The organism is Prevotella rectalis (genome assembly GCF_900607215.1).
In the GTDB taxonomy this organism is placed as follows: domain Bacteria; phylum Bacteroidota; class Bacteroidia; order Bacteroidales; family Bacteroidaceae; genus Prevotella; species Prevotella brunnea.
In genome coordinates, this window is the sequence record NZ_LR027822.1 from 234605 (window position 1) to 257240 (window position 22636).

Annotated in this window: 13 protein-coding genes and 3 pseudogenes (1 of these 16 only partly in view); 6 read left to right on the forward strand and 10 right to left on the reverse strand. The window is 40.0% G+C overall.

Going from position 1 to position 22636, the window contains the following annotated elements:
- A pseudogene (locus E0E16_RS09415) lies at positions 1–838 on the reverse strand (IS4 family transposase); it reaches 513 nt to the left of the window's first position.
- A 479-nt stretch (positions 839–1317) separates the two neighbouring features.
- On the opposite strand from E0E16_RS09415, the gene E0E16_RS09420 reads away from it, so the two are divergent.
- From E0E16_RS09420 to E0E16_RS09435, 4 genes are read left to right on the forward strand one after another with little or no spacing between them, the layout of a single operon-like run.
- On the forward strand, positions 1318–2604 hold the full coding sequence (locus tag E0E16_RS09420; protein WP_223177189.1) for a radical SAM/SPASM domain-containing protein: 1287 nt from the start codon (positions 1318–1320) through the stop codon (positions 2602–2604).
- On the forward strand, positions 2601–4724 hold the full coding sequence (locus E0E16_RS09425) for an outer membrane beta-barrel protein (RefSeq protein ID WP_130830100.1): 2124 nt from the start codon (positions 2601–2603) through the stop codon (positions 4722–4724). The genes E0E16_RS09420 and E0E16_RS09425 overlap by 4 nt, the downstream gene beginning before the upstream one ends.
- 35 nt (positions 4725–4759) lie before the next feature.
- Complete coding sequence (locus E0E16_RS09430; protein WP_439650614.1) at positions 4760–6919, forward strand: peptidase domain-containing ABC transporter; 2160 nt, start codon at positions 4760–4762, stop codon at positions 6917–6919.
- Positions 6920–6936: 17 nt separating this feature from the next.
- Positions 6937–7416 carry an HlyD family secretion protein gene (locus E0E16_RS09435; protein WP_130830102.1) on the forward strand — a complete coding sequence of 160 codons (480 nt, stop codon included), beginning with the start codon at positions 6937–6939 and terminating at the stop codon, positions 7414–7416.
- Positions 7417–7650: 234 nt separating this feature from the next.
- Here E0E16_RS09435 and E0E16_RS15010 read toward each other — a convergent pair.
- The 7 genes and pseudogenes from E0E16_RS15010 to E0E16_RS09465 form a co-directional block, all read right to left on the reverse strand.
- A pseudogene (locus E0E16_RS15010) lies at positions 7651–7797 on the reverse strand (IS982 family transposase); the annotation flags it as partial.
- 722 nt (positions 7798–8519) lie between these two features.
- Positions 8520–9791 (reverse strand): NADH:ubiquinone reductase (Na(+)-transporting) subunit F, encoded by a 1272-nt coding sequence (gene nqrF / locus E0E16_RS09440; RefSeq protein ID WP_130830103.1) that lies wholly within the window; start codon positions 9789–9791, stop codon positions 8520–8522.
- A 6-nt stretch (positions 9792–9797) separates the two neighbouring features.
- On the reverse strand, positions 9798–10424 hold the full coding sequence (gene nqrE / locus E0E16_RS09445) for an NADH:ubiquinone reductase (Na(+)-transporting) subunit E (protein ID WP_130830104.1): 627 nt from the start codon (positions 10422–10424) through the stop codon (positions 9798–9800).
- A 2-nt stretch (positions 10425–10426) separates the two neighbouring features.
- Positions 10427–11056, reverse strand: a complete 630-nt coding sequence (locus E0E16_RS09450) for an NADH:ubiquinone reductase (Na(+)-transporting) subunit D (protein WP_130830105.1) — start codon at positions 11054–11056, stop codon at positions 10427–10429.
- Between the two features lie 26 nt (positions 11057–11082).
- Positions 11083–11793, reverse strand: coding sequence for an NADH:ubiquinone reductase (Na(+)-transporting) subunit C (gene nqrC, locus E0E16_RS09455; RefSeq protein WP_130830106.1), 711 nt, complete (start codon positions 11791–11793; stop codon positions 11083–11085).
- 11 nt (positions 11794–11804) lie between these two features.
- Entirely contained in the window at positions 11805–12959 is a 1155-nt protein-coding gene (locus E0E16_RS09460; protein WP_130830107.1) for an NADH:ubiquinone reductase (Na(+)-transporting) subunit B, read from the reverse strand.
- Between the two features lie 33 nt (positions 12960–12992).
- A complete protein-coding gene (locus tag E0E16_RS09465) occupies positions 12993–14345 on the reverse strand; it encodes a Na(+)-translocating NADH-quinone reductase subunit A (RefSeq protein ID WP_130830108.1) in 1353 nt (450 codons plus the stop codon).
- A 144-nt stretch (positions 14346–14489) separates the two neighbouring features.
- Here E0E16_RS09465 and E0E16_RS09470 point away from each other — a divergent pair, with 144 nt between their 5' ends.
- The gene (locus tag E0E16_RS09470; protein WP_255418167.1) at positions 14490–18923 is read left to right on the forward strand and encodes a translocation/assembly module TamB domain-containing protein; all 4434 of its coding nucleotides are present in this window, start codon (positions 14490–14492) and stop codon (positions 18921–18923) included.
- Between the two features lie 109 nt (positions 18924–19032).
- A complete protein-coding gene (gene rpsA / locus E0E16_RS09475) occupies positions 19033–20802 on the forward strand; it encodes a 30S ribosomal protein S1 (protein ID WP_130830110.1) in 1770 nt (589 codons plus the stop codon).
- 768 nt (positions 20803–21570) lie between these two features.
- Here rpsA and E0E16_RS09480 read toward each other — a convergent pair.
- Together E0E16_RS09480 and E0E16_RS13965 are read right to left on the reverse strand one after the other, a co-directional pair.
- Complete coding sequence (locus E0E16_RS09480) at positions 21571–22416, reverse strand: IS3 family transposase (RefSeq protein WP_240048166.1); 846 nt, start codon at positions 22414–22416, stop codon at positions 21571–21573.
- A 32-nt stretch (positions 22417–22448) separates the two neighbouring features.
- Positions 22449–22636 (reverse strand): annotated as a pseudogene (locus E0E16_RS13965) (hypothetical protein); the annotation flags it as partial.

The window sequence follows — 22636 nt, forward strand, 5'->3', positions numbered from 1 at the left end:
CTTTCTTGATATCCACATAGGTGATGATACGCGCTATATGGTTGATACCGCCCTTCCTGAACACCACCACCTGCTCACGATATTCCATCAGCCCATCCTCGTTCATATCCATGCAGTCTACCAACACCTCGTATTTGAGATTTTTCTTCATCTTGGTGACATAGACAACGTTCCTCTCGGTCAGTTCCTCAAACTTTTCATAGTTGATATATGCACGATCCAGGGCAATGATTTCATCATGCTTGAAATGGCTGGGGGCGAGCATAAAGGAATCGTTGGTAGCAGCAGAAGTGAACTTCACGTCACAGTGAACTCCTTCGTTTGCATGAATGACGGAATGCACTTTTATGCCTCCCTTCTTCTTTCCCGTCTTAGGATGCCGTCCCACACCCTTGAAGATGACGTTAGAGAACAGGGTTATCGTGGTGGAATCGATGATTCTCAGACGCTTTATCCATTCCTCCGTACCATTGCGTCGGCTGTCCGAAGAAAGTCTGTCCTTATTGGACTCGTAAAGGTCGTGGTACACGTCCTCAAAGAACTTCTCCGAGCGTCTGGCGTTCGCATCTGACAGGGTACTGCGCTTAGGAACCCTGTCAATGCCTATGTGGTGAAGCTTGCGCACCTCAGCCGTCATTGCCGCCTCTATCTCGCGCAGGGAGTCGAAGCGCATGATGACTGCATACAGCATCGTAAGAAGATGGGTGAAGCCATCAAAGGTCTTCACATACCGCTCACCGCCGTTCCGACGGCTTATTTCAACTATTTTATCATGGTCGAGAGATTTTATCAGCTGACCATATACCGGCTGTCCGAAGAAATGTGTACTTTTGCCCATGTTATCTGAGTTTGGAAACAAAAGCAAAGATAACAAAAAGGGCTGATACCTCGTGAGAAGTGTCAGCCCTAATTCATAAAAAATGTGGGATGTTTAGCGGACAGTAATAAAAAACAATATTTATGGAAAATTCAAACATTATTTTGTTGAAGAGTGGTGTTAACTCAGATGTTAACATTCTAGAACCCGAGGAGTAGGAAAATATTCTTGGTGGTGCAACCAAATGTGATCAAGGTTATAGACACAGTCTTTTGTATGGAACTAAATGCGATTGTGGATATGATAATGGACATGTAAGTCAACCATCAACTTCGAATAATGCACAAGTCAGCTCTCAAAAACCATAGTTTTTAATATAATTCACTTACTAAAGTGTATTATATTCATTACTTAGGTCTATATTTACTATTATTATCCATCATCTTATGATGGATAATAATAGTAGGTTCTTTTTCACTTGTTGTTTATGTAAATTATGTATGAAAATATCTAAATTCAATGTTATAAATACTTGCAATAATAGCACATTTATTTATAATACTTTGACAACAGGATTTGTCAAAATGGAAACAAAGCAATGGTTTTCTATATATGAAAATATCAAAAAGAAAGGCAATGTTATTGAAGATAAAGTATGTGCTATTTTGCAGAATGCTGGCATCTTAGTAGATGATGATTATAATGAACTAAATGTTTATAAATACAAGTGTTATAGCAGCATGTTCCAAAACTCTTCGCTGATATTATCAATAGCCCCAACGATGAAATGTAATTTCAATTGTTTTTATTGTTTCGAAGACGGTAAAAAAAACATTGGCTTAATGTCCGATGATATTGAAAGTAGACTTATTAAATTTATATCTTTACATAGACAGCAAGAAATTCATATTACATGGTTTGGAGGAGAACCTTTACTTGGTTTTGATAGAATTTACTCAATTTGTAAGCATTTAAGACAATTAAAAATTAAGTTTGCGTCTGATATGATTACAAATGGTAGTTTGTTAAATGAGTCTATTATACAAAAATTGGATATTTTAAATTTAAAATATATTCAAATTAGTCTTGATGGTATTGCAGAAACTCATGATAAACGTAGAATATTTAACAATGGGGCACCTTCTTTTAATCTAATCATTGAAAATATTAGGAAATTAGTATCATTAACAGATATTCCACTAAGCATTAAGGTTACGATGGATCATACTAATCCTACTTCGCTTAGCGATATTACAAATTATTTCAATAATAATTTTTCAGAATATCTTAGAAAGGGACAAATAGCAATCAGTCATAATTATGTACGTGATCGTACAGATTTTGATAAATCGGGAAATTGCTTTACGCATGAAGATTTATTAAAGCAAGACCAAGATGCACTTAGGAATAAAGAGAAAGCATTAGTATATCCTGAACTTCCAAATTTAGCCATGCCATGCATGTTTAGATGTAAAAATTCATTAGCAATAGATTCTAAAGGACATATATATAAGTGTCTAGAACATTTAGGACTTCCCAATAATAAAGTTGGAGACTTGGCAAAAGGAACCCTATCCCTTGAAAAATTATCAGAAACAATGTTTGGTCACAACCCTTTTGATTCTGATGAATGTATCAATTGCAATGTATTTCCTATATGTGGAGGAGGTTGTCCCATTGATAGAAATAAGAATTGGGGGAAAAATAAAAAATACTGTTCAATGTATAAAAGGAATCTATCAGAAATCCTTCCAGATTTTTACATGTATAAATATTCAATTCGATGAAAAAGATATTAACTTTATTAGCCTTTTGTGTAAACTTTTCCTTTTGTTTCGGTCAAGACGAAATAAAAGACAGTACTTTTCTTACAACCATAGAATTGGACAATGTTGTGGTGAAAGGACATATGCCACGTGTGAAAAACAAAGGGAGCGTTTCCAAGATTCAGGTTGCCAATACTGTGCTATCGAAAATGGGTACGGCAATGAGAATGTTGTCGCATACACCGGGTCTGCATTCGGTTAATGACAATATAGAAGTGAATGGATTGGGCGAACCTGTTTATGTTTTGGACGGACGACTTTTGTCCGACGCAAAGGTTCTGTCCACGCTGCAAGCCGACAATATCAAGAGTATAGAGATAGACAGAGCCCCCTCTGTAAAGTACAGTTCCAACGGACAACCCGTTATTACCATTACAACCATTAAGCATATTAATGATTTTATATTTCTTAGCGTTGGCAACTACTTGAAACAAACAAGAATGTTTTCAGATGTAGGCATTCTCAATGTGATGGGACAATATAAGAACTTTTCTGCTAACCTATCCTATATGGGTGGCAAAGATGGTAACAAGAATAAGGAAACATATTTTCGCAACATCTATCGTGATGACATATTCTCCATTGAGCAAAAGCGAGAAACGCCTATAACAACCTTAGCGCATAAGGTAAACTTCTCCGCGGATTATCAGTTGAATGCCAAAAGCAGATTAGGACTTTATTATTTCTATCAATTCAGCGATGAGGATAATAAGGCATTTGGCACAAATTTGACGAGCTGGCAGCAGCAACAAAAGCAATGGAGGAACATAGATAGACAAGGCAGAAACTTAGAGAACATACATAGCGGAACGTTGCAATATGTTTATGCAAGCAATAATTATAATCTTGACATTTCTCAGGAAATAGCTTCCACGAATATTAATCATCATCTGCAAACTTTGGAAAGCGATGCAAGCTTGTCTTCGCTTACCAAGAGTCATGGCAATCGCCGTTATACTGTCTATACAACAAGTATTGACAATGGATTTAAACTTCCATGGAACATCAGTGCTATGGCGGGAGTTCTATATAATTATGTGGATTCAAAGTCCAAAACAAATTCAGAAATACCATATTTGAATGTGCAGAGTTATATCAACGATATCAATGTAAAAGAATCAAATCCGCAAGCCTATTTGTCATTCGCTAAAAGTTTTGGCAAATGGACAGTCATGCCTGCGGTGCGCTATCAGTATGTGCATAGAACCATTAGCAATGTTTCGGGAACAAACACGGTGGCAAATCAATTCAAACAACACTTTTCTACACTCTGCCCTGTAATCACTATAAAGTATCGACCGAATGATAATTGGTTCTTCCAGTTTAATTATAGAAGAAATCTTACACAACCTAACTTTGCCCAACTAAACTCTGGACTTGTTTATCAGGATTCACTTCTGTACAGCAAGGGAAATACAAATCTTGAAAATGAAACTATGGATCGCTATACACTTAGTTCTACATGGAAAGACTTAACCCTTTCATTGCGCTATACTTATAGAAAGAATCCGCTTGTGAGTGTGCTTGAACAGATAGATGCAACGAGCAATATCCTCTCTTCTTATTCCATGAATATGAAGAAAGCAAGCGACTTCAGGGTGATATTGAATTATTCTAAAGCCATTGGTAATATTGAACTCTCATGCGAGGGTGAAGTGGTGTTCCCACATGGAGAATATGTGTTTAAAGAACAAGAATACAGAAATGACAAAGTTGCTTTCAATGGGCAGGTGAATATCAATTATGCTCTGACACCAAGTATTTATTTGTTTACAGATTATACTTATCAAGGCAGAAATGAGTATTTGTTGTATAATCAGAAGAGTATTCATAGTTGGAATATGGGTGTTGCAGCATCATTGCTGAAGAACAGGCTGAATATCAATTTAGCTGTAAATGATATTTTGGGAAAGGCTAATTACAACAACATTCTGTATCACTTCAATTATATAGATTGGGGAACGAGAGGTAAAAATGATATGCGAGGCGTGGAACTCACAATATCTTACACAATCTTCAATAAAGAAGTGAGTGTCAGGACAAGCAGGAAGAATGAAAGTATTATACAACGTACCATGTAATGAATGAGATACAATATGTAAGACAGCATGACTCAATGGAATGTGGTATATCTTGCTTATCAATGGTGTGTAAAAAATTTGATAAAGAATACGACACTTCCGAACTTTATAAAATTTGCAAAGCAACCAAGGAAGGTGTTTCATTAAAAGCTATTGCGGAAACGGCACGATCTATAGGACTTGATTCTGTTTCTGTTCAAATAACATTAGACGAATTGATTTCCAATAAATTATGTTCAATTTTGCATTGGAATCAAAATCATTTTGTTGTATTATATAAAGTTAATCATAAAAAAGAATTTTATATTGCCGACCCTGCAAAAGGACTTGTAAAATACAATCTTGAGGAATTCAAGAAGCATTGGATCAGCACCCAATTTGGCGGTGAGGAGAAAGGCATTGCGATGTTTTTGGAACCCACACCAGCATTTTATGAAAAGCAGAAGGAGGAACAGCCCAAAGAGGAACGCTCGTTTAAGTTCCTCTTTGGCTACATCAAGCAATATCGAAAGTACTTCGGGCAGATTGTCTTGGGCTTACTCGTGGGCAGCCTGCTACAACTTATTCTGCCTTTCCTCACACAATCTATTGTGGACGTGGGCATCAAAAACCAGAACATCGGCTTTATTTGGCTGATACTCTTAGGGCAACTGATGCTCACGGTTAGCCGTACAGCCATAGACTTTATTCGCCGTTGGCTGTTGCTGCACATCTCACTGCGCATCAACATATCATTGGTGAGCGACTTCTTCATCAAACTTTTGAAGTTGCCCATGTCGTTCTTCGACACCAAGTTGATGGGCGACCTTATGCAGCGCATGGGCGACCATAGTAGAGTGAACACGTTCTTAACCCAACAGACGCTCAGCATCGTGTTCTCGCTCTTTACCTTTGTGGTGTTCAGCATTGTGTTGCTATCCTATAACTGGCTTGTCTTTGCTATCTTTATGCTCGGCAGTCTGCTTTATGGTGGTTGGCTTGCCCTCTTCCTCAGGCGCAGAAAAGTACTTGACTACGAACTCTTTGAGCAGCAAGCCATCAACAACAACAAGACCTACGAGTTTATCACCTCCATGCAAGAGATAAAGCTCCAAGACTGCGAGCAGCGAAGACGCTGGGAATGGGAAGATGTACAAGCAGATCTCTTTGGAGTGCAGATGAAGTCGCTGAAACTCCAACAGACGCAGGAGGCAGGCAGCATCTTCATCAATGAACTAAAGAACATCGTTATCACCGTGGTGGCAGCAACAGCCGTCATTCACGGACAACTAACACTGGGTATGATGCTTGCCGTGCAATACATCATCGGACAACTCAACTCGCCAGTGGAACAGCTGATGAGTTTCTTCTACTCCATACAAGATGTAAAGATAAGCCTTGAACGTATCAACGAAATCCACCGTATGGACGATGAGAACGGAAAGCATGGATTGGAAACCTCAGTGAAAGAAGAAAACAAAGGCATAGACCTTGAAAATGTAAATTTCAAATACGACCCTCACGCACTGAAAACTATCATAGATGATGTAAGCCTCACTATTCCCAAAGGCAAGGTAACTGCCATTGTCGGAGCGTCGGGTAGCGGAAAGACCACTCTTATCAAACTTATGCTGGGCTATTATCCTGTTCTGGGCGGGCAAATCAATATCAGTGGAACTGATGTAAATACACTTAACAAGAAATGGTGGCGCAAGCAGTGTGGAGTGGTAATGCAGGACGGTGTTATCTTCTCCGAGTCGATAGCTCGCAACATTGCCGTGGATGATGGGAAAATTGATAAGGAACGATTGCAGAAAGCTGCCGAGATAGCTTGCATCAATGATTATGTAATGGGGCTACCGTTAAAGTATAATACCAAGATTGGACGTGATGGTGTAGGCTTGAGTCAAGGACAGAAACAGCGTATCTTGATAGCAAGAGCCGTGTACAAGAATCCCGAGTATATTTTCCTTGATGAAGCCACCAACTCGCTCGATGCCAATAACGAGCGCATGATAGTGGAGCATCTGGACGAGTTCTACAAAGGTAAGACGGTGGTTATCGTAGCGCACCGATTAAGTACGGTGAAGAATGCTGACCAGATAGTGGTATTGGATAAAGGCAAGGTGGTAGAAATTGGTAACCACGAAACACTCACGGCAAAGCGGGGTACATACTATAACCTCGTAAAGAATCAATTGGAATTGGGCAACTAACAGCAGAATGGAAGATTATGGCAGACAACAAGATAGAACTTCGCAGCGAGAAAGTAAGGCATATCATTGGCGAGATACCGTCAAAAATTGTACGCTATGGCATCACAATCATCACCATTGTGATATTGGGACTGCTGGTGGGCGCATATTTTATACCTTATCCCGAGACCATCAGTGCAAAGGTACAGATGACAAATGCCCACCAAGGCACAATAACCGTTCCTTATAAGTATGTGAATACGATAGCAAAAGGAATGACGGCAAACATAGAATTTGAGGGCTACGATGCAGAAACCTATGGAGTTGCTAATGGTGTAATAACAGCCACATCGCATTTGCCCCTACAAACGGCAGAAGGTAGCGTGTTCACGGTACAGGTAAGGATAACGGCTTGCAGGTATAAACTCGTCAGCGGGATGACAGGCACTGCTTCTGTACTTGTAAGCAATGAAAGCATACTTCAAAAGATTATCCAAAGAATAACAAACATCATATAACTTCCTTTTTAATCGTAATAAAGCGGTGAAAAAAGGAAGGCAGATGTAGTTTATTGCTGTCCGCTAAAACTCAAAAGAGCATAAATATTCCGCCCGAAGTCCTTTTAATTGGTACTTCGGGCTTGTTTTTCAAATATTACTGTCCGCTAAACTTTTGGGTAAGATACAAATTTAGGACCGACAGTTCTCACGAAGTATCAGCCCTTTTTACGCGAGTTCGGGATAAGAAAATCTTTAGAAAAGTTCCAATTGCCTTGATTTCTCTATGTGTACCGGCAGGGCTTCCGGCTTATTGTCAAAGAAACAATAGGCTGTAAGAGCAGAACATAAGTTCATGATGAAATTATGTATTGATCGATGCCGTGAATGTACAAGGTCAGCCTATTACCAACTTTTTAAGAATTTTTCTTATCCCGAACTCGCGTAGCAAATATAATTGATTTATAGAATGTTGCAAAAGTGCTATATTTTAATTAACACATATTAGTCCTTTTATCAAAACACTGAAAAATTATATTACAAAAACCACACCGAAGAAACAATTCGCAATCTATTGATAATCTGCATGATACTAATTGCGATTTAAAAGCTAAGCTTTTACATCCCAATTCATGACCTTTTGCAGTGTAAAAGATAAGCTTTTGGAAAGTGAAAGGTAAGCATTGGATGGATGTATGAAGAATAATTAGGACATTATTGAATTTCTCCCATATAGGGAGGCTCGTTTTCAACGACCTTCCAAATAAAGAATATGCTTGTCTTTTGTCGTACCCGGACAGGCAGGTATTGACACATGAGTTCACAGCGTATGGCTTTTAGTTGATAAGTGGCTGAATAACAAATCCATATAATTGAATATTTCCAATTACGGTCATTAAAAAATAGGTTCTAATAACCGATTTGGGGTTAAAATCGAAGAATATAGACAAAACTTTAGAATTTGTTTATCGGAAAACGAGAGCCGAGTTTTTGAAGAAACTCCATGTGAGAGAAAAAGAGGTCGGACTTTCCAAAAGGAAACCCGACCTCAATCAATTTTATACCGAAAGTGTATTTGACGTGCTTTGGCAATAATAAAATATTCCCTTTGCGACTTACGTTAGTTATCCGAAATCATCAAACATGATAGCTTCTTTATCTACCCCCAAGCTATCCAAGTAATCTGTTACGGTTTTGATTAACATGGGAGGTCCGCAGAGATAATATTCACAATCTTCCGGTGCTTCGTGATCTTTGAGATAAGTATCTCGAATGCAGTTGACAGCAAAGCCCGTATAATAATTCACGCCTGCAGCGTCAGCTTTAGGGTCTTGCCGGTCTAAAGATAAGTGGAAATGAAAATTAGGGTATTCCTTTTCCAATTCCCAAAAGTCTTCAAGGAAAAATGCCTCGCCCAAGGCACGCGCTCCGTAGAAGAAGTGCATTTCGCGATCGCGCGTATGCAAAGTCTTCAGCATATGCATGATTTGACTTCTCAATGGTGCCATACCTGCTCCTCCACCAATCCATATCATCTCCTTTCCCGAAGTGAAATTAGGATGGAAATCACCATAAGGACCACTCATAATCACCTTATCTCCCGGTTTGAGGCTGAAGATGTAAGAAGAGCCGATACCTGTGGGCACATCTTGGAAACCAATTTGCGGGCGTGGGAGAAATGGCGTTGAAGCAATACGCACAGTCAGCGTGATTATATCGCCTTCAGCAGGATAATTTGCCATGGAGTAAGCCCTCACGGTGTCTTCCGGATTGTGAGCTTTGAGCGAAAGGATGTTGAAAGATTTCCATGGTCCGATATAGTCCTCACCTATGTCTTCCTTGTCAAAATCTTTATCGTAATCAATACAGTCGTACTTGGGGATTTTTATCTGTGCATAGGAGCCGGGGACAAAATCCATGTGTTCTCCGGGAGGCAGAGCTACTTTGAACTCTTTGATAAAACTTGATACATTCTTGTTGGATATTACTTCACATTCCCATTCTTTGACGCCCAAAATCGATTCGTCTATTTTGATAGAGAGATTGCCTTTCACTTTGGTCTGGCATCCCAAACGCCATCCTTGCTTAATCTCTTTACGAGAGAAATGAGGGCGCTCGGAGTCAAGAATTTCTCCTCCTCCTTCAAGAACAACACACTTACACTGTCCGCAACTGCCCTTGCCTCCACATGCTGAAGGAAGGAACACGCCATTTTCTGTTAAAGTGGAGAGTATGGATTCACCTTGATCAACATTCAACGTGGTATCTCCATTTATTGATACATTCACTTTACCACTCGGACTGAGATATTTTTTCGCAACCAACAAGATAATAACCAATAGCAAGATGGTTGTCAAGAAAATACTAATACTATATAATATAAATTCCAATCCCATGTCTATTTAGATTTTTAATCCTGAAAAACACATCATTGCCAATGCCATCAGCCCCACAGTTATAAACGTAATACCTAAGCCCTGCAAAGGTTTTGGCACATCGGAATATTCCAATTTCTCACGAATGGCCCCTAAAAGGACAATGGCCAAGAGCCAACCTATGCCGGAACTCAGTCCATAGATTAATGCATCTGTAACAGAACCGATGTATTGGGTATTTGCAGGGTCTAATCCGATTCGCTGCTGCATAAAGAGCGATGCGCCCATAATGGCGCAATTGACAGCTATCAAAGGTAAGAAAATGCCCAAAGCACCATAAAGAGAAGGCGAATATTTCTCGACCACCATCTCAACAATCTGCACTATTCCGGCAATCACGGCAATAAAGAGAATGAAGCTGAGGTAAGACAAATCTACGCCCTCAACCAAGCAGTCGGGTCCCAACACCTTGGTTTGTAAGAGATAGTTGATGGGGACCGTTACAACCAACACAAAGGTTACGGCGACCCCAAGTCCAAATGAGGTCTTCACGTTTTTGGACACGGCCAAATAAGAACACATTCCCAAAAAGAATGCGAATATCATGTTGTCCACAAAAACAGACCTGAAGAATAAACTTATTAAATGTTCCATATCTAATTCTTATCTTCTTTTTCAAAATACGCGCGATGAACCCAAATAACACAACCGAGAAGGATTAAGGCCATTGCGGGCATGGACATTAATCCATTGTCCATGTATCCGGCATCATAGAAGCTGTCGGGTATAATCTTAAAGCCCAATAAAGAGCCTCTTCCGAAAAATTCTCTGACACCTCCCACGATGACAAGTATCAAGGCATAACCCAAACCGTTTCCAAGACCATCAAGAAGGCTTGGCCACGGCTTGTTAATCATGGCGAAAGCTTCTAAGCGTCCCATCAGAATGCAGTTGGTGATAATCAAACCTACATAAACAGACAGTTGGACACTAACGTCATACGAATAAGCTTTCAATATTTGGCTGACTATTGTTACCAACGCCGCTACTACTACTAACTGAACGATGATGCGGATGCGGTTGGGAATGGTATTTCGCAAAATGGAAATGATGACATTGGAAAAAGCCGTAATGACAGTAACTGCCAATCCCATGACAATAGATGGTTTTAACTGCGCCGTTACTGCCAGCGCAGAGCAGATACCCAACACTTGCACCATGATGGGGTTGTCAAGATTGAGTGGGTTGAGAAATACCTGCTTATTTTGTTTTGAGAATAAGTCCATATTACATTATTATTATATATTCAAAACTATTGGCGATTGAGAAACTTTATATAAGCCTGCAATCCCCCTTTATCTGAACGAAACATATTGGTTACGCCATTACTTGTCAGGGTCGCTCCGGTCAAGGCATCTACCTGAGAGTCTCGGTTTATTATCTTTTTTTCTACGGAAAAGATAACATTCTGTTTGGAGCCATCAAGAAGTTTCTTACCTTTGAACTGATCCTGCCAATCTTTATTGTCTTTAATTTCCGCACCAAGCCCTGCTGTTTCGCTTTCATGATTAAAATAAACTCCAAAAATAGTGGTTTTATCTTCATTGATTGCGATAAAGCCGTTAATAGGTCCCCAAAGTCCATTACCATAAACAGGTATGACATATTTTTCCTTGCCATCTACTTTGCAACGGAACACAGCCAACTTTCCCTCTTTGGCATCCTTGCTGTTGAGACGAAAAGCCGCATCAACTCCGCCTTGTTTTCCTCTCTCTATTATATTTCCTTCTTTATCAATGATATCATCTGCCATTATTAGTTTATTCCATAATTCGAGGGTTGTCTCGTTAGACATATTACGATCTTGATTTAGTGCATAGAGAATTTGTTTTTGGTGATCAAGCTGCACATTGATATCCTGTATCGGCTTCAAAGCCTGAAAAACGAATGCCAACAAGAACGCAACTATCACAACCATGACAACGGAATAGATTATTGTGTAAGAATTGCTATTTGTTTTCATTTCTTCACTCCTTATAGTTTTGCACGCTTTGCACGTTTATTAATATTAGATTGAACAACACAATAATCAATCAATGGGGCGAACATGTTTCCGAACAATATGGCCAACATCATGCCTTCAGGATAACCAAGATTAAGCACACGTATGATGACTGCCAATACTCCAATGATAAATCCGTAAATCCATTTACCTGTTTCCGTCCTCGCGGATGTTACGGGGTCGGTTGCCATAAACACTGCGCCAAAACAGAAGCCACCGAGAACGAGATGCTCGTACCAGGTTATCGGGGATGCACCTGTCGTTTGGAATATATATGACATAAATGCACCTCCGACAAAAACGCTCAACATGGTTTTCCAACTTGCTATGTTTGTCCATATCAGCAATAACGCGCCCAACGCGATGGCAATGACTGAGGTTTCTCCTACGGAGCCGGGGATAAGCCCGATTATCATATCGTTCATTGACGCATTCACAGGGATGCCTTGAGCAATTTGTCCCAATGGTGTCGCCATGGTATATCCATCGGGGAGAGTGTAACCTAAATTGAAGATGGATTGTGTAGAAAGCCAAATGGTATCACCTGTCATTCTGCTCGGGTATCCAAAAAAGAGGAATGCGCGCGCTACTAACGCCACATTAAATATGTTCATTCCGGTTCCACCAAATATTTCTTTCACCAAAATAACGGAGAACGCCACCGCCAAAGCCAACATCCAGAGAGGTGTGCTTATCGGGATTATCAGAGGAATTAATATGCCGCTTACCAAGTAGCCTTCTTGTATTTCCTCCCCCTTCCACTGCGCCCACGCGAACTCGATTCCCAAGCCCACAATGTAGGAAACAAGTATATTGGGAAGCAATGCCAAGAAGCCGTACAGGAACATGTTAATAAATGCTGTCTCGCCCAATTTCCCTGCCGCCAAGGCGTTCTGATATCCGATATTATACATCCCGAAGAGCACTGCCGGAATCAAGGCGATAACCACTAAGCTCATGATTCGTTTGGAATCAATGGCATCATGTATGGAGACTCCGCTCTTTGAAGTCTCATTCGGGACATATAGGAATGTTTCAAAGCCTTCAAAAACACTCTTGAACGCATGTAACTTTCCGCCATCCTCAAAATTCGGGCGAAGCCTATCAAGATAATTTCTTAAACTCATATTGTCTTTAATTCTTTATTAAAACATAGGGTATCAAGCATTTTCCTTACGCAAGATATCCAAGCCTTTTCGTACTATTTCCTGCAGAGGCAATTTAGAGCTATCAACAAACTCAGCCAAAGCAAAATCTTCGGGGCTGACCTCATAAATGCCCAATTGTTCTTGCTTGTCAATATTACCGGATATAATGGATTTAATGAGAAATTCTCCATAAATATCCATTGGCAACATACTGTCATATTCTCCGCTCATGATGATATGTCTTTTACCTCCTTTGATTCGAGCGTCTAAATCATAGGTTCGTGTCTTGCCCATGAGCCAACTGAAATAGGAACGAGATACGGAAAGTGCTTTGAAACGAGGCCGTATCCAACCTATCAGCTCATTAACATCATCTCCTTCAGGAATAGCGGTTATCTCAGAGGTATGCGCGCCTAATACTGAACTATCGTCTGCCGGTATGCCCGTCAGTGGATTTCCATTAATGACGCGTATATGGTTAGTGTCTGTCAGTTTGCCATTCACAATAGCCTTAATCGGGGTGCCGACAATAGCCTTGATGTAAGCAGGTTCTTTTACTTTGCTCCCGGCGATTGCCACAGTTCTCGTCAAATCCACCTTTCCGGTATTAAAAAGTCTGCCAAAAAAAATAACGGATGTTGGTTCTACCGTCCAAACCACTTCGCCTTTATTTACCGGAGCCAAATGATTCACTTGAATTCCAACATTGCCCGCGGGGCATGGCCCATCAAAAGCCGTAATTTGCACATCTTTGGCGGAACAAAGCGCATTTGCTTTTTGATTGATTCCTATTGACAGATATACTTTCGCTATTTTCGACAAAGCCGAAAGCCCGGTTTGAAAATCGCGTTCCTGACCTTTCAACTCATATTCAAAGTTTCCTTGCAAGGGCATATCTCTTAATGTGGAAACAAAGATAGCCTTAGGGGGGGTATCCGGACGTGTCGCCACAGCATAGGGAAGCTGATTGATGTAACCAAACAATCCTGCACGCAAAAGACTACTTTTCACGTCTTCCGCAGAAAGCACCGAAACGTCTTTTGTTCCGAAATCCACATACTCCTGTTTACTGTCCGGGATTATGCTGACACGCAAAATTTTTCGACGATTTCCCCTTACAATCTTCTTTATTGTTCCGCTAACAGGGGACGCAAAACCTACTTCGACGCATCCTTTATCTACAAACAAAGCCTCTCCAACCTTCACACGATCTCCTTCCCGAACTGCTACTTTCGGTGTTAATCCGATAAAATCATCGGGAACCAAAGAATATTCATCCGAAGATATTGAAGGTAAAGTTAGCTCTTGTGCACGCCCTTTTAGGTTTATATCCAAACCCTTACGCAACTTAATAACATTTACCATAATTTTAATTAATGGGTCTTTTAGAAGTCTTTTACTAAATAACACTGCAAATATAGTAAATTTTTAGGACTGCGAAAAACTTTTTATATAATATATTCTACAATAAAAATGTTTTTTCGTAGCTTTGCAACCGCCTTGAAAAGATTGAAATCGATAATACGTTGGACAATATGGCTGGTCATAGGAGTTTATTTTACCATCGTTATATTGTTACATCTCCCTGCCATACAAAACTTTGCAGGTCATGAAGTTAGCAAGCTCTTATCAAAAAAACTTGGGACGGAGGTGAGAGTGGGAAAGATCAGTCTTGGAGCCCTAAACCATTTGGTAATCGATGACATCAGCATCGCTGACCAAAAGAAAAAGAGATTGGTCGATATATCGCGTATTGCTGTCAAGGTGGATATCCTCAATTTGCTACGTAGCAAGAAGATACTTATATCTTCCGCGCAAATATTCAAACTACAAGCCAATCTTTATAGGCAAAATAAGAATACAGAACCCAATTTTAAGTTTATTCTTGATTCGCTAACTTCCCAAAACAACACGTCCCATCCATCGTTCGATTTGCAGATTCAAAGCTTAATCATCCGGAACAGCTCTATTTCTTACCATAAATGGGATGCACCCTTGGTTAGAAATCGTTTCAATACCAGGCACTTAGAAGTAAGTGATATTTCCGGACACATAAATATCAATGCGTTCAACCACAATAGAATTGATGTCAATGTAAGACATTTATCATTCAAAGAGAAGTCTGGATTGAAGGTCAAACATTTGGCATTCACAGGCTCGGCAAGTACCAAACGAACTCAGTTGCAAGATTTTATCCTTGAAATGCCTAACAGTAAAATATCCATCCCCAAAGCAAATATTTTATATAAAATCGCTAATAAACAGATAGATATGAATTCTCTAAGGGTGGAATCCATTATCAACGAAACCCAATTTACGCCTTCGGATTTCGCATGCTTCTTTCCTCAGTTACAGGCATTCAAGCACGCCATATCATTAGAAAGCCAACTATCATATAACAGGAATCAGATAAGATTGAATTCCTTTAAACTACATTCGGGCAATAAAGACTTATATGTAGATATCAAAGGAGTCATCAAGGATCTGAAGAAGATGAAAGGTTGGAATATATATGCTAAAAAAATAGCAATAACAAATGAACCATTGAATAAACTTTCCAAAATCTTTCACCTGCCGATACCAAAAGAAATAAAACGATTAAACTATATTGGTTATACAGGAAGCACAAAACGAACCTACGAAAAGTATATGGTCGATGGAATCCTTTTTACTTCTGAAGGGAATTTAGACCTCAATATAACACTTAATGAAAAAGAATTTAATGGTAGGATTAAGACAAAGTTTTTTAATATAGGACGTTTATTCCCAAAAGCCGGTATCAAAGATATAATAACCGACATATCGGTCTCCGGCACGACAGATCTAAATAAGATTTATGCCAAAGGTGTCTTTCCTCTCCTCAGTTATAAAGGATACCCATATCGAAACATTTATATCAATGGCGAATATAGTAATGACAACTTCCAAGGAATGGTCTCATTAAACGACCTAAATGGAGGAATAGAACTAAAAGGGGATGTCAAAAACTTCATAACTTTTATAAAAAAGAGAGGAGCACTTGCTGTTGATGCCACAGTTGCAGCTCATCGTGTAAACTTGAGCAAACTGAAAATCTCTAATATCATAGGCAACAAAGAGTTGTCTTTTAACTTGCATATAACCGGCAACGGTTCCTCCATCAACGATTTGAAAGGACAGCTAAGCATAAACAACTTTGCGATGACCGGAGATGGGAAACATACGCAAATAAAAGAAATAAAATTAGACATTTTCAATAGCCTCAACAACAAATCGCTCAATGTAAAATCCGACCTTGGAACACTTCAACTCTCCGGGCAATATGCGTACAATCATATAGCAAGCAGCATCACAAATACAATCTCCAAGTATTTGCCAAACATATTTCCGAACAAGCCGACATACGATAAAACCAAGAGCAACTATATGTTCAGCGCAGTTATTAATGATAGCGAATTGCTTAATCGGCTGACAAATAACAATATAAAAACAGATACATACATTAAAGTGGATGGCAACGTCAATGAATCATCACAAAACATAGAAATAGATATAAAATCACCATCTTTAATCATTTCCAAACAACATATTCAGAAGTTAAAAGTTACTCTCTCTTCTCCGCAGGATGAACTTTTAGCAAATCTTTCCGGTGAAAGAGTTGATAACAATGGGCGCAGAATATTTATTCAGAACAACAGCAAGGTTAAAAATGGAAATATTCATGCCGTAACAGCTTTTGATATTGAAGGAAGAACACCAATATCGGGCAATATAAACTGCAATGCCACTTTCAATCTTACTAATGGCAGACCGGTAACATATCTGCATTTCAATCCATCGAATATCCAATTAGACACCATACAACTAAGGGTTCAACCTTCAGATCTCATTTACGCTCATAACAATCTAAATATTAAGCACTTTGAATTATCAAACAAGAATCAACACATTACCGTAAATGGCAAGACATCGGGAGCTATAGACGATTCTCTCATCGTAAAATTAAAAGACATTGATGTTCCCTACATTATGGATATATTAAACTTCCATAGCGTTGAGTTTGACGGTCTGGCTTCGGGAGAAGTTGTCGTAAAATCTTTCTTTAACACACCGGAAACAACGGCACGATTAGAAATAAAACATTTCCAATTCGAAAATGGAGAAATGGGAACCCTTTATGCTAATTCCTATTACAATCACAATGCAGGAAGAATCAACATTGATGCTCATGCCGATGCCGGGGCAGACTCCAAGACCGTTATAAAGGGCTACATTGACACTAAAAATAGTTTTATACATCTTCCTATCTATGCCTCTAACACATATCTTCATTTCTTAAATAAATATTGCAGTTCTTTCATGAGCCATATAAACCTTAAAGCAAATGGCTGGTGCAAGGTTGTGGGACCATTATCTAAGATAAATCTCGAAGGAGACATGTATGCCTCAGGCGATGTCTTTATAAAGCCCATAGGTTCAAAGTATATGCTGAAGAATGGTAGAATAAGGATGATTCCTAACGAGATAATCTTCGACAACGACACAATATTCGACACGAATAATAACATTGGCATCCTAACCGGAGGTATTCACCATCAATCCCTTACCAACCTCACATACGACTTAGATTGCGAGGCTCGGAATCTGTTGATTTATAATTTTCCAAAAAAGACCGGCGACGATACTTTTTGGGGTGTAGTCAAAGGTACGGGAAACTGCGCCATCAGCAACAAGTCTGAAGGCGTAACAATGAACATCACATTACGACCTGAAGAAGACTCCTACATAACATACAACGCGAGTGAAAACTCTGTTGATGAAAATTCATTCATATACTGGAGAGACCTAACTCCAAAAACATACACACCGTCCGAGGACTCCGGTGCATTCAACTTGCACAACGAAAAGGCGAATGCAAGGAAAGATTCGGATTTTGAAAGCAATCTAAATATCAATTTCTCCATTCATGCGACTCCAGATTTTACACTTAGAGTTCTGATGGATGAAAAAACCGGAGACATGATCAGCCTAAACGGATCAGGAGATATTAAAGCCACATATTATAATAAAGGAGGATTTCAACTCTTTGGAAATTACATCATAGATTATGGACAATACAGCCTTACAGTACAAGATATCATAAAGAAGAAATTTGAGTTCCACCCCGGTTCCACAATAGCATTTGGTGGTAACCCATACGATGCCACACTCAATCTAAAAGGACAATACACGCTCAACTCCGTACCACTTAGCGATTTGAGGATGGGAAACTCATTTACAGCCAACAACACAAAAGTAATTTGTCTTTTGAACATTGGAGGGACTCCCGAAAAGCCATCAGTAACATTTGGAATAGACCTTCCATCCCTCTCTTCCGACGCAGAACAGATGGTACGTTCGGTTCTAAGCTCTGAACAAGACCTCAACCAACAAATCATCTACTTGCTTGCTGTAGGGAGATTTTATCCCCCATCTGTCAATAATGCATCAAATGAAAGTTTATCGCAACCGGGACAAACCACTTTGGCAATGCAAAGTATTCTGTCGGGAACATTATCGCAACAAATTAATACCGTATTGTCCAACGTGATTAAAAACAACAATTGGAATTTCGGCGCAAATATCGCTACAGGAAATGAAGGATTTACCAATGCAGAATACGAAGGCTTGCTCTCCGGAAAAATGTTAGACAACCGTCTGATTATAAACGGCGAATTCGGTTACAGAGATAATGTGGCAACCAACACATCTTCATTCATCGGAGATTTCGACATAAAATATCTCCTTGTCCCCAATGGCAATCTCTCCATTAATTTCTACAATCACACCAACGACCGATACTTTACGCGTAATTCCCTCACCACGCAAGGAATAGGTATTAATATAAAGAAAGACTTTCGGACTTTGGGGGAACTTTTCCATTTTACAAAAAAGAAAAACGAAAAAAACAAGCGAAAGCACTAATATTCAGAATATTATTAGTAACTTTGCGCCCTGTTAGGGCGTAGTGCCCTTCCGGAGAATTATAAACATAAAGTCTAACTTTATTAATTAAATTATTTTTTTAACATTTATGGCAAATTTTGAAAACGTCAATCCCTTATCAGACTTTAATTGGGACGAGTTTGAACACGGTTCTAAAGTCGAAGTAAGCAAAGATGAGCTAACAAAAGCTTATGACGAAACTCTCAACAAGATTCAAGAACATCAAGTTGTAGAGGGTACCGTCATCTCTATCGACAAAAAAGAAGTGGTAATAAACATTGGCTACAAAAGCGATGGTATTATTCCTGCTTCGGAATTTCGCTACAACCCTGAACTCGCAATCGGAGACAAGGTTGAAGTTTATGTAGAAAACCAAGAAGACAAAAGCGGACAACTCGTACTTTCACATAAAAAAGCTCGTCTTCAGAAGAGTTGGGAGAACATCAACAAAGCACTTGAGAACGACGAAATTATTCAAGGCTACATCAAGAGTCGCACCAAGGGCGGCATGATTGTTGATGTGTTCGGTATCGAAGCATTCCTTCCAGGTAGCCAAATTGACGTTCATCCTATACGCGACTACGATGTATTCGTTGGTAAAACCATGGAATTCAAAGTTGTTAAAATCAACCAAGAATTCCGCAACGTAGTCGTATCGCACAAAGCTCTCATCGAAGCAGAACTCGAAGCACAGCGCAAGGAGATTATCTCCCATCTGGAAAAAGGTCAAATTCTTGAAGGTGTCGTTAAGAACATCACGTCATACGGAGTATTTGTCGATCTCGGCGGTGTTGACGGACTCATTCATATCACCGACTTATCATGGGGTCGCATAAACGATCCGCACGAAGTTGTGGAACTCGACCAAAAGATAAATGTCGTTATTCTCGACTTCGATGAAGAGAAGAAACGAATTGCTCTTGGTTTGAAACAACTCACCGCCCATCCTTGGGACGCACTTGACGAGAACCTGAAAGTAGGCGACCACGTAAAGGGCAAGGTAGTTGTCATGGCAGACTATGGTGCGTTTGTAGAAATCCAACCGGGCGTAGAAGGTCTTATCCACGTTTCAGAAATGAGTTGGAGCCAGCACCTGCGTTCAGCACAGGACTTCATGAAAGTAGGCGACGAAGTAGAAGCTGTCATCCTGACCCTCGACCGCGAAGAGCGTAAGATGTCGCTCGGCATCAAACAACTGAGAGAAGACCCATGGGAAACAATAGAAATGAAATATCCTGTAGGCTCTAAACATCAGGCAAAGGTTCGCAACTTCACCAATTTCGGTATCTTTGTTGAGCTTGAAGAAGGCGTAGATGGACTAATCCATATCAGCGACCTTTCTTGGACCAAGAAAGTAAAACATCCATCAGAATTCACCACACAAGGTGCAGATATCGATGTCATTGTTTTGGAAATTGACAAGGAAAATCGTCGTTTGAGCTTAGGACACAAGCAATTGGAACCCAATCCATGGGATCAATATGAAACCATTTACACTCCGGGTTCAGTTCATACCGGTAAAATCACGGAATCAATGGATAAGGGCGCAGTTATCACCCTCAATGAAGGAGGCGAAGGCTTCGCAACTCCAAAACACCTTGTAAAAGAGGATGGCTCTCAAGCACAACTCGGAGAAGAACTTCCATTCATGGTTATCGAGTTTGTTAAAGAGACCAAACGAATAATCCTCTCACATTCTCGCACATTCGAAGATGTTAAGGAAGAACCTCGCCGTTCACGTGGTGGCAACCGTAAGACAGAACAGCAACCACAGGTAAACAACATTGCCGCAGGAACTTCACTCGGGGATCTTGACGTTCTCGCAGATTTGAAGAAGAAGATGGAAGAAGGGAAATAATCTTATTCATCCATTGAATTATCGCGTAGGAGGTAAACACCATTCATAGGAGTTTACCTCCTACTTTTTTGTACTGACCAAACCGGTCTTTCCCTAAAAAAATGACTCGTAGAGTCATCAATTAGCCCTTCTTTGAAAAGCAAATAATTTTGTGAAATCTCACGCAAGGTTGCATCAAATCATGACACTTGACGTGTCTTGCTCTAATGCCAAAGACATCAATCTCCTCACAACTCCAATTCACATTCAGATGATGGCTGACAGCTTTCTGATGCAGAACATTCGACCTCCCATCGCCACGAAATTATATTACAAAAAGCGTATTCGGAACACGTTTTGTAACTTATTGATAATCAGCGTGATATTGATTAGGATTTAAAAGCTTAGCTTTTGCACTCCAATTCATGACCTTTTGCATTGCAAAAGCTAAGCTTTTGGAAAGCAAAAGTTAGGCTTTGAATAGGTAGGATAAAAAAAATATGTCTTTTCCTGAATTCACTTGTCAGATCTGACGATGTATTTCTGTTTTACTTGTCAAATATTTTCTTGTTTACTGAATGACTTGACATTAACATTATATAGGTTAAATTTGAAGTCTGTGCACTTGTATAAAAGAAGATGGACAACACCTAAGTTCCGTCATATTTTCGGCAAGGTCTTAGGGGGCTCGATGCCCCCTGGGACCTTTGGTGAAGATGGCATAAGACCGTCGTTCGCCATATTTTCGGCGTTCCAAAGATACTTTATATTTTTCTTTTTTGCAAGCATTTATCTCTTTTTCCAAAGATTTCTCCCGGGCTGTTCGCCTCTATAGACATCCATCGGACATTTCATTCCTATGCTCATATGCGGTCGTCTGTAGTTGTAGAAGGCTATTGCCTTGGAGATTTCCATGTTGGCCTGGTCATAATCTCGGTACATCTCCTGCTGGTAAATCCACTCAACCTTAAAGGTTCCATTCGTCCTTTCCGCCACAGGATTGTCCGTAGGATTGTACCGTTCTGTCATACTAACCCTGATATGGTGGCACATAAGAGTTTCAACATATAGGTGGCAGGCGTATTGCGAACCTCTGTCAGAGTGGTGTATCGTTCCGCAGAGGTTGCCTCCTCCGGCTGCCTTAACTGCCATTAGCAATGCCTCCTTCGTATTTATAGCCTCCATGGTTTCGGATAAGCACCAGCCTATGACAGCATGTGAGTAAACATCTGTAATGAGATGGAGGTACAGGACGTTGCCGTAAATCCAAACGTAGGTTATGTCGGCTGCCCAAATGTGGTTAGCATACATTGCCGTAACACCTTGTACAAGATTAGGATACTTCCTATAAGGATGATTGGAGTCCGTTGTACGTCTTCGCTTGTTCTTGGGAAGCATAAGCCCTTCTGAAGCAAGTAGTTTTAAGAAGGAGTCGCGACCATGAGTAACATCTTCACCTAGCTCCGACTTGAGGAGGACGTGCAGTTTCACACCGCCTATCCCGGGACAGCAGGCACGATAGTAGAGTACATTGTCAACTATCAGTTTACGCCTTTGCCGCTCAGAAATCACAAGCTTGCTGCTTGCGTAATACCACTGGCGTTTCTTGCCAAACAGCCCACAGAGGAATTCCACGGATACACCGGGAAACTCCTCACGCAGCGCCGTTACTGTTTGGCACCATCTTTTTTTAAGATGCTGATACCCTCCTCGGATTCGGCTATCTCTATGAGTTTCTCATAGGCACGGCTGCGCATCTTCTCCAAAGACAATGCGTGTTGGAGGTTCACTATCTTCTGGCGCAATATCTCATTGTCTGTCAAATTCGTTTCTTTATGAGCCATACGATACCTCT

What these genes read in the sequence shown, in the direction of transcription:
- E0E16_RS09435 (WP_130830102.1), top strand. Translation starts at nt 6,937, where the DNA reads ATGGCAGACAACAAGATAGAACTTCGCAGCGAGAAAGTAAGGCATATC.
- rpsA (WP_130830110.1), top strand. Translation starts at nt 19,033, where the DNA reads ATGGCAAATTTTGAAAACGTCAATCCCTTATCAGACTTTAATTGGGAC.
- E0E16_RS09430 (WP_439650614.1), top strand. Translation starts at nt 4,760, where the DNA reads ATGGAATGTGGTATATCTTGCTTATCAATGGTGTGTAAAAAATTTGAT.
- E0E16_RS09460 (WP_130830107.1), bottom strand. Translation starts at nt 12,959, where the DNA reads ATGAGTTTAAGAAATTATCTTGATAGGCTTCGCCCGAATTTTGAGGAT.
- nqrC (WP_130830106.1), bottom strand. Translation starts at nt 11,793, where the DNA reads ATGAAAACAAATAGCAATTCTTACACAATAATCTATTCCGTTGTCATG.
- E0E16_RS09465 (WP_130830108.1), bottom strand. Translation starts at nt 14,345, where the DNA reads ATGGTAAATGTTATTAAGTTGCGTAAGGGTTTGGATATAAACCTAAAA.
- E0E16_RS09425 (WP_130830100.1), top strand. Translation starts at nt 2,601, where the DNA reads ATGAAAAAGATATTAACTTTATTAGCCTTTTGTGTAAACTTTTCCTTT.
- E0E16_RS09420 (WP_223177189.1), top strand. Translation starts at nt 1,318, where the DNA reads ATGAAAATATCTAAATTCAATGTTATAAATACTTGCAATAATAGCACA.
- nqrF (WP_130830103.1), bottom strand. Translation starts at nt 9,791, where the DNA reads ATGGGATTGGAATTTATATTATATAGTATTAGTATTTTCTTGACAACC.
- E0E16_RS09450 (WP_130830105.1), bottom strand. Translation starts at nt 11,056, where the DNA reads ATGGACTTATTCTCAAAACAAAATAAGCAGGTATTTCTCAACCCACTC.
- nqrE (WP_130830104.1), bottom strand. Translation starts at nt 10,424, where the DNA reads ATGGAACATTTAATAAGTTTATTCTTCAGGTCTGTTTTTGTGGACAAC.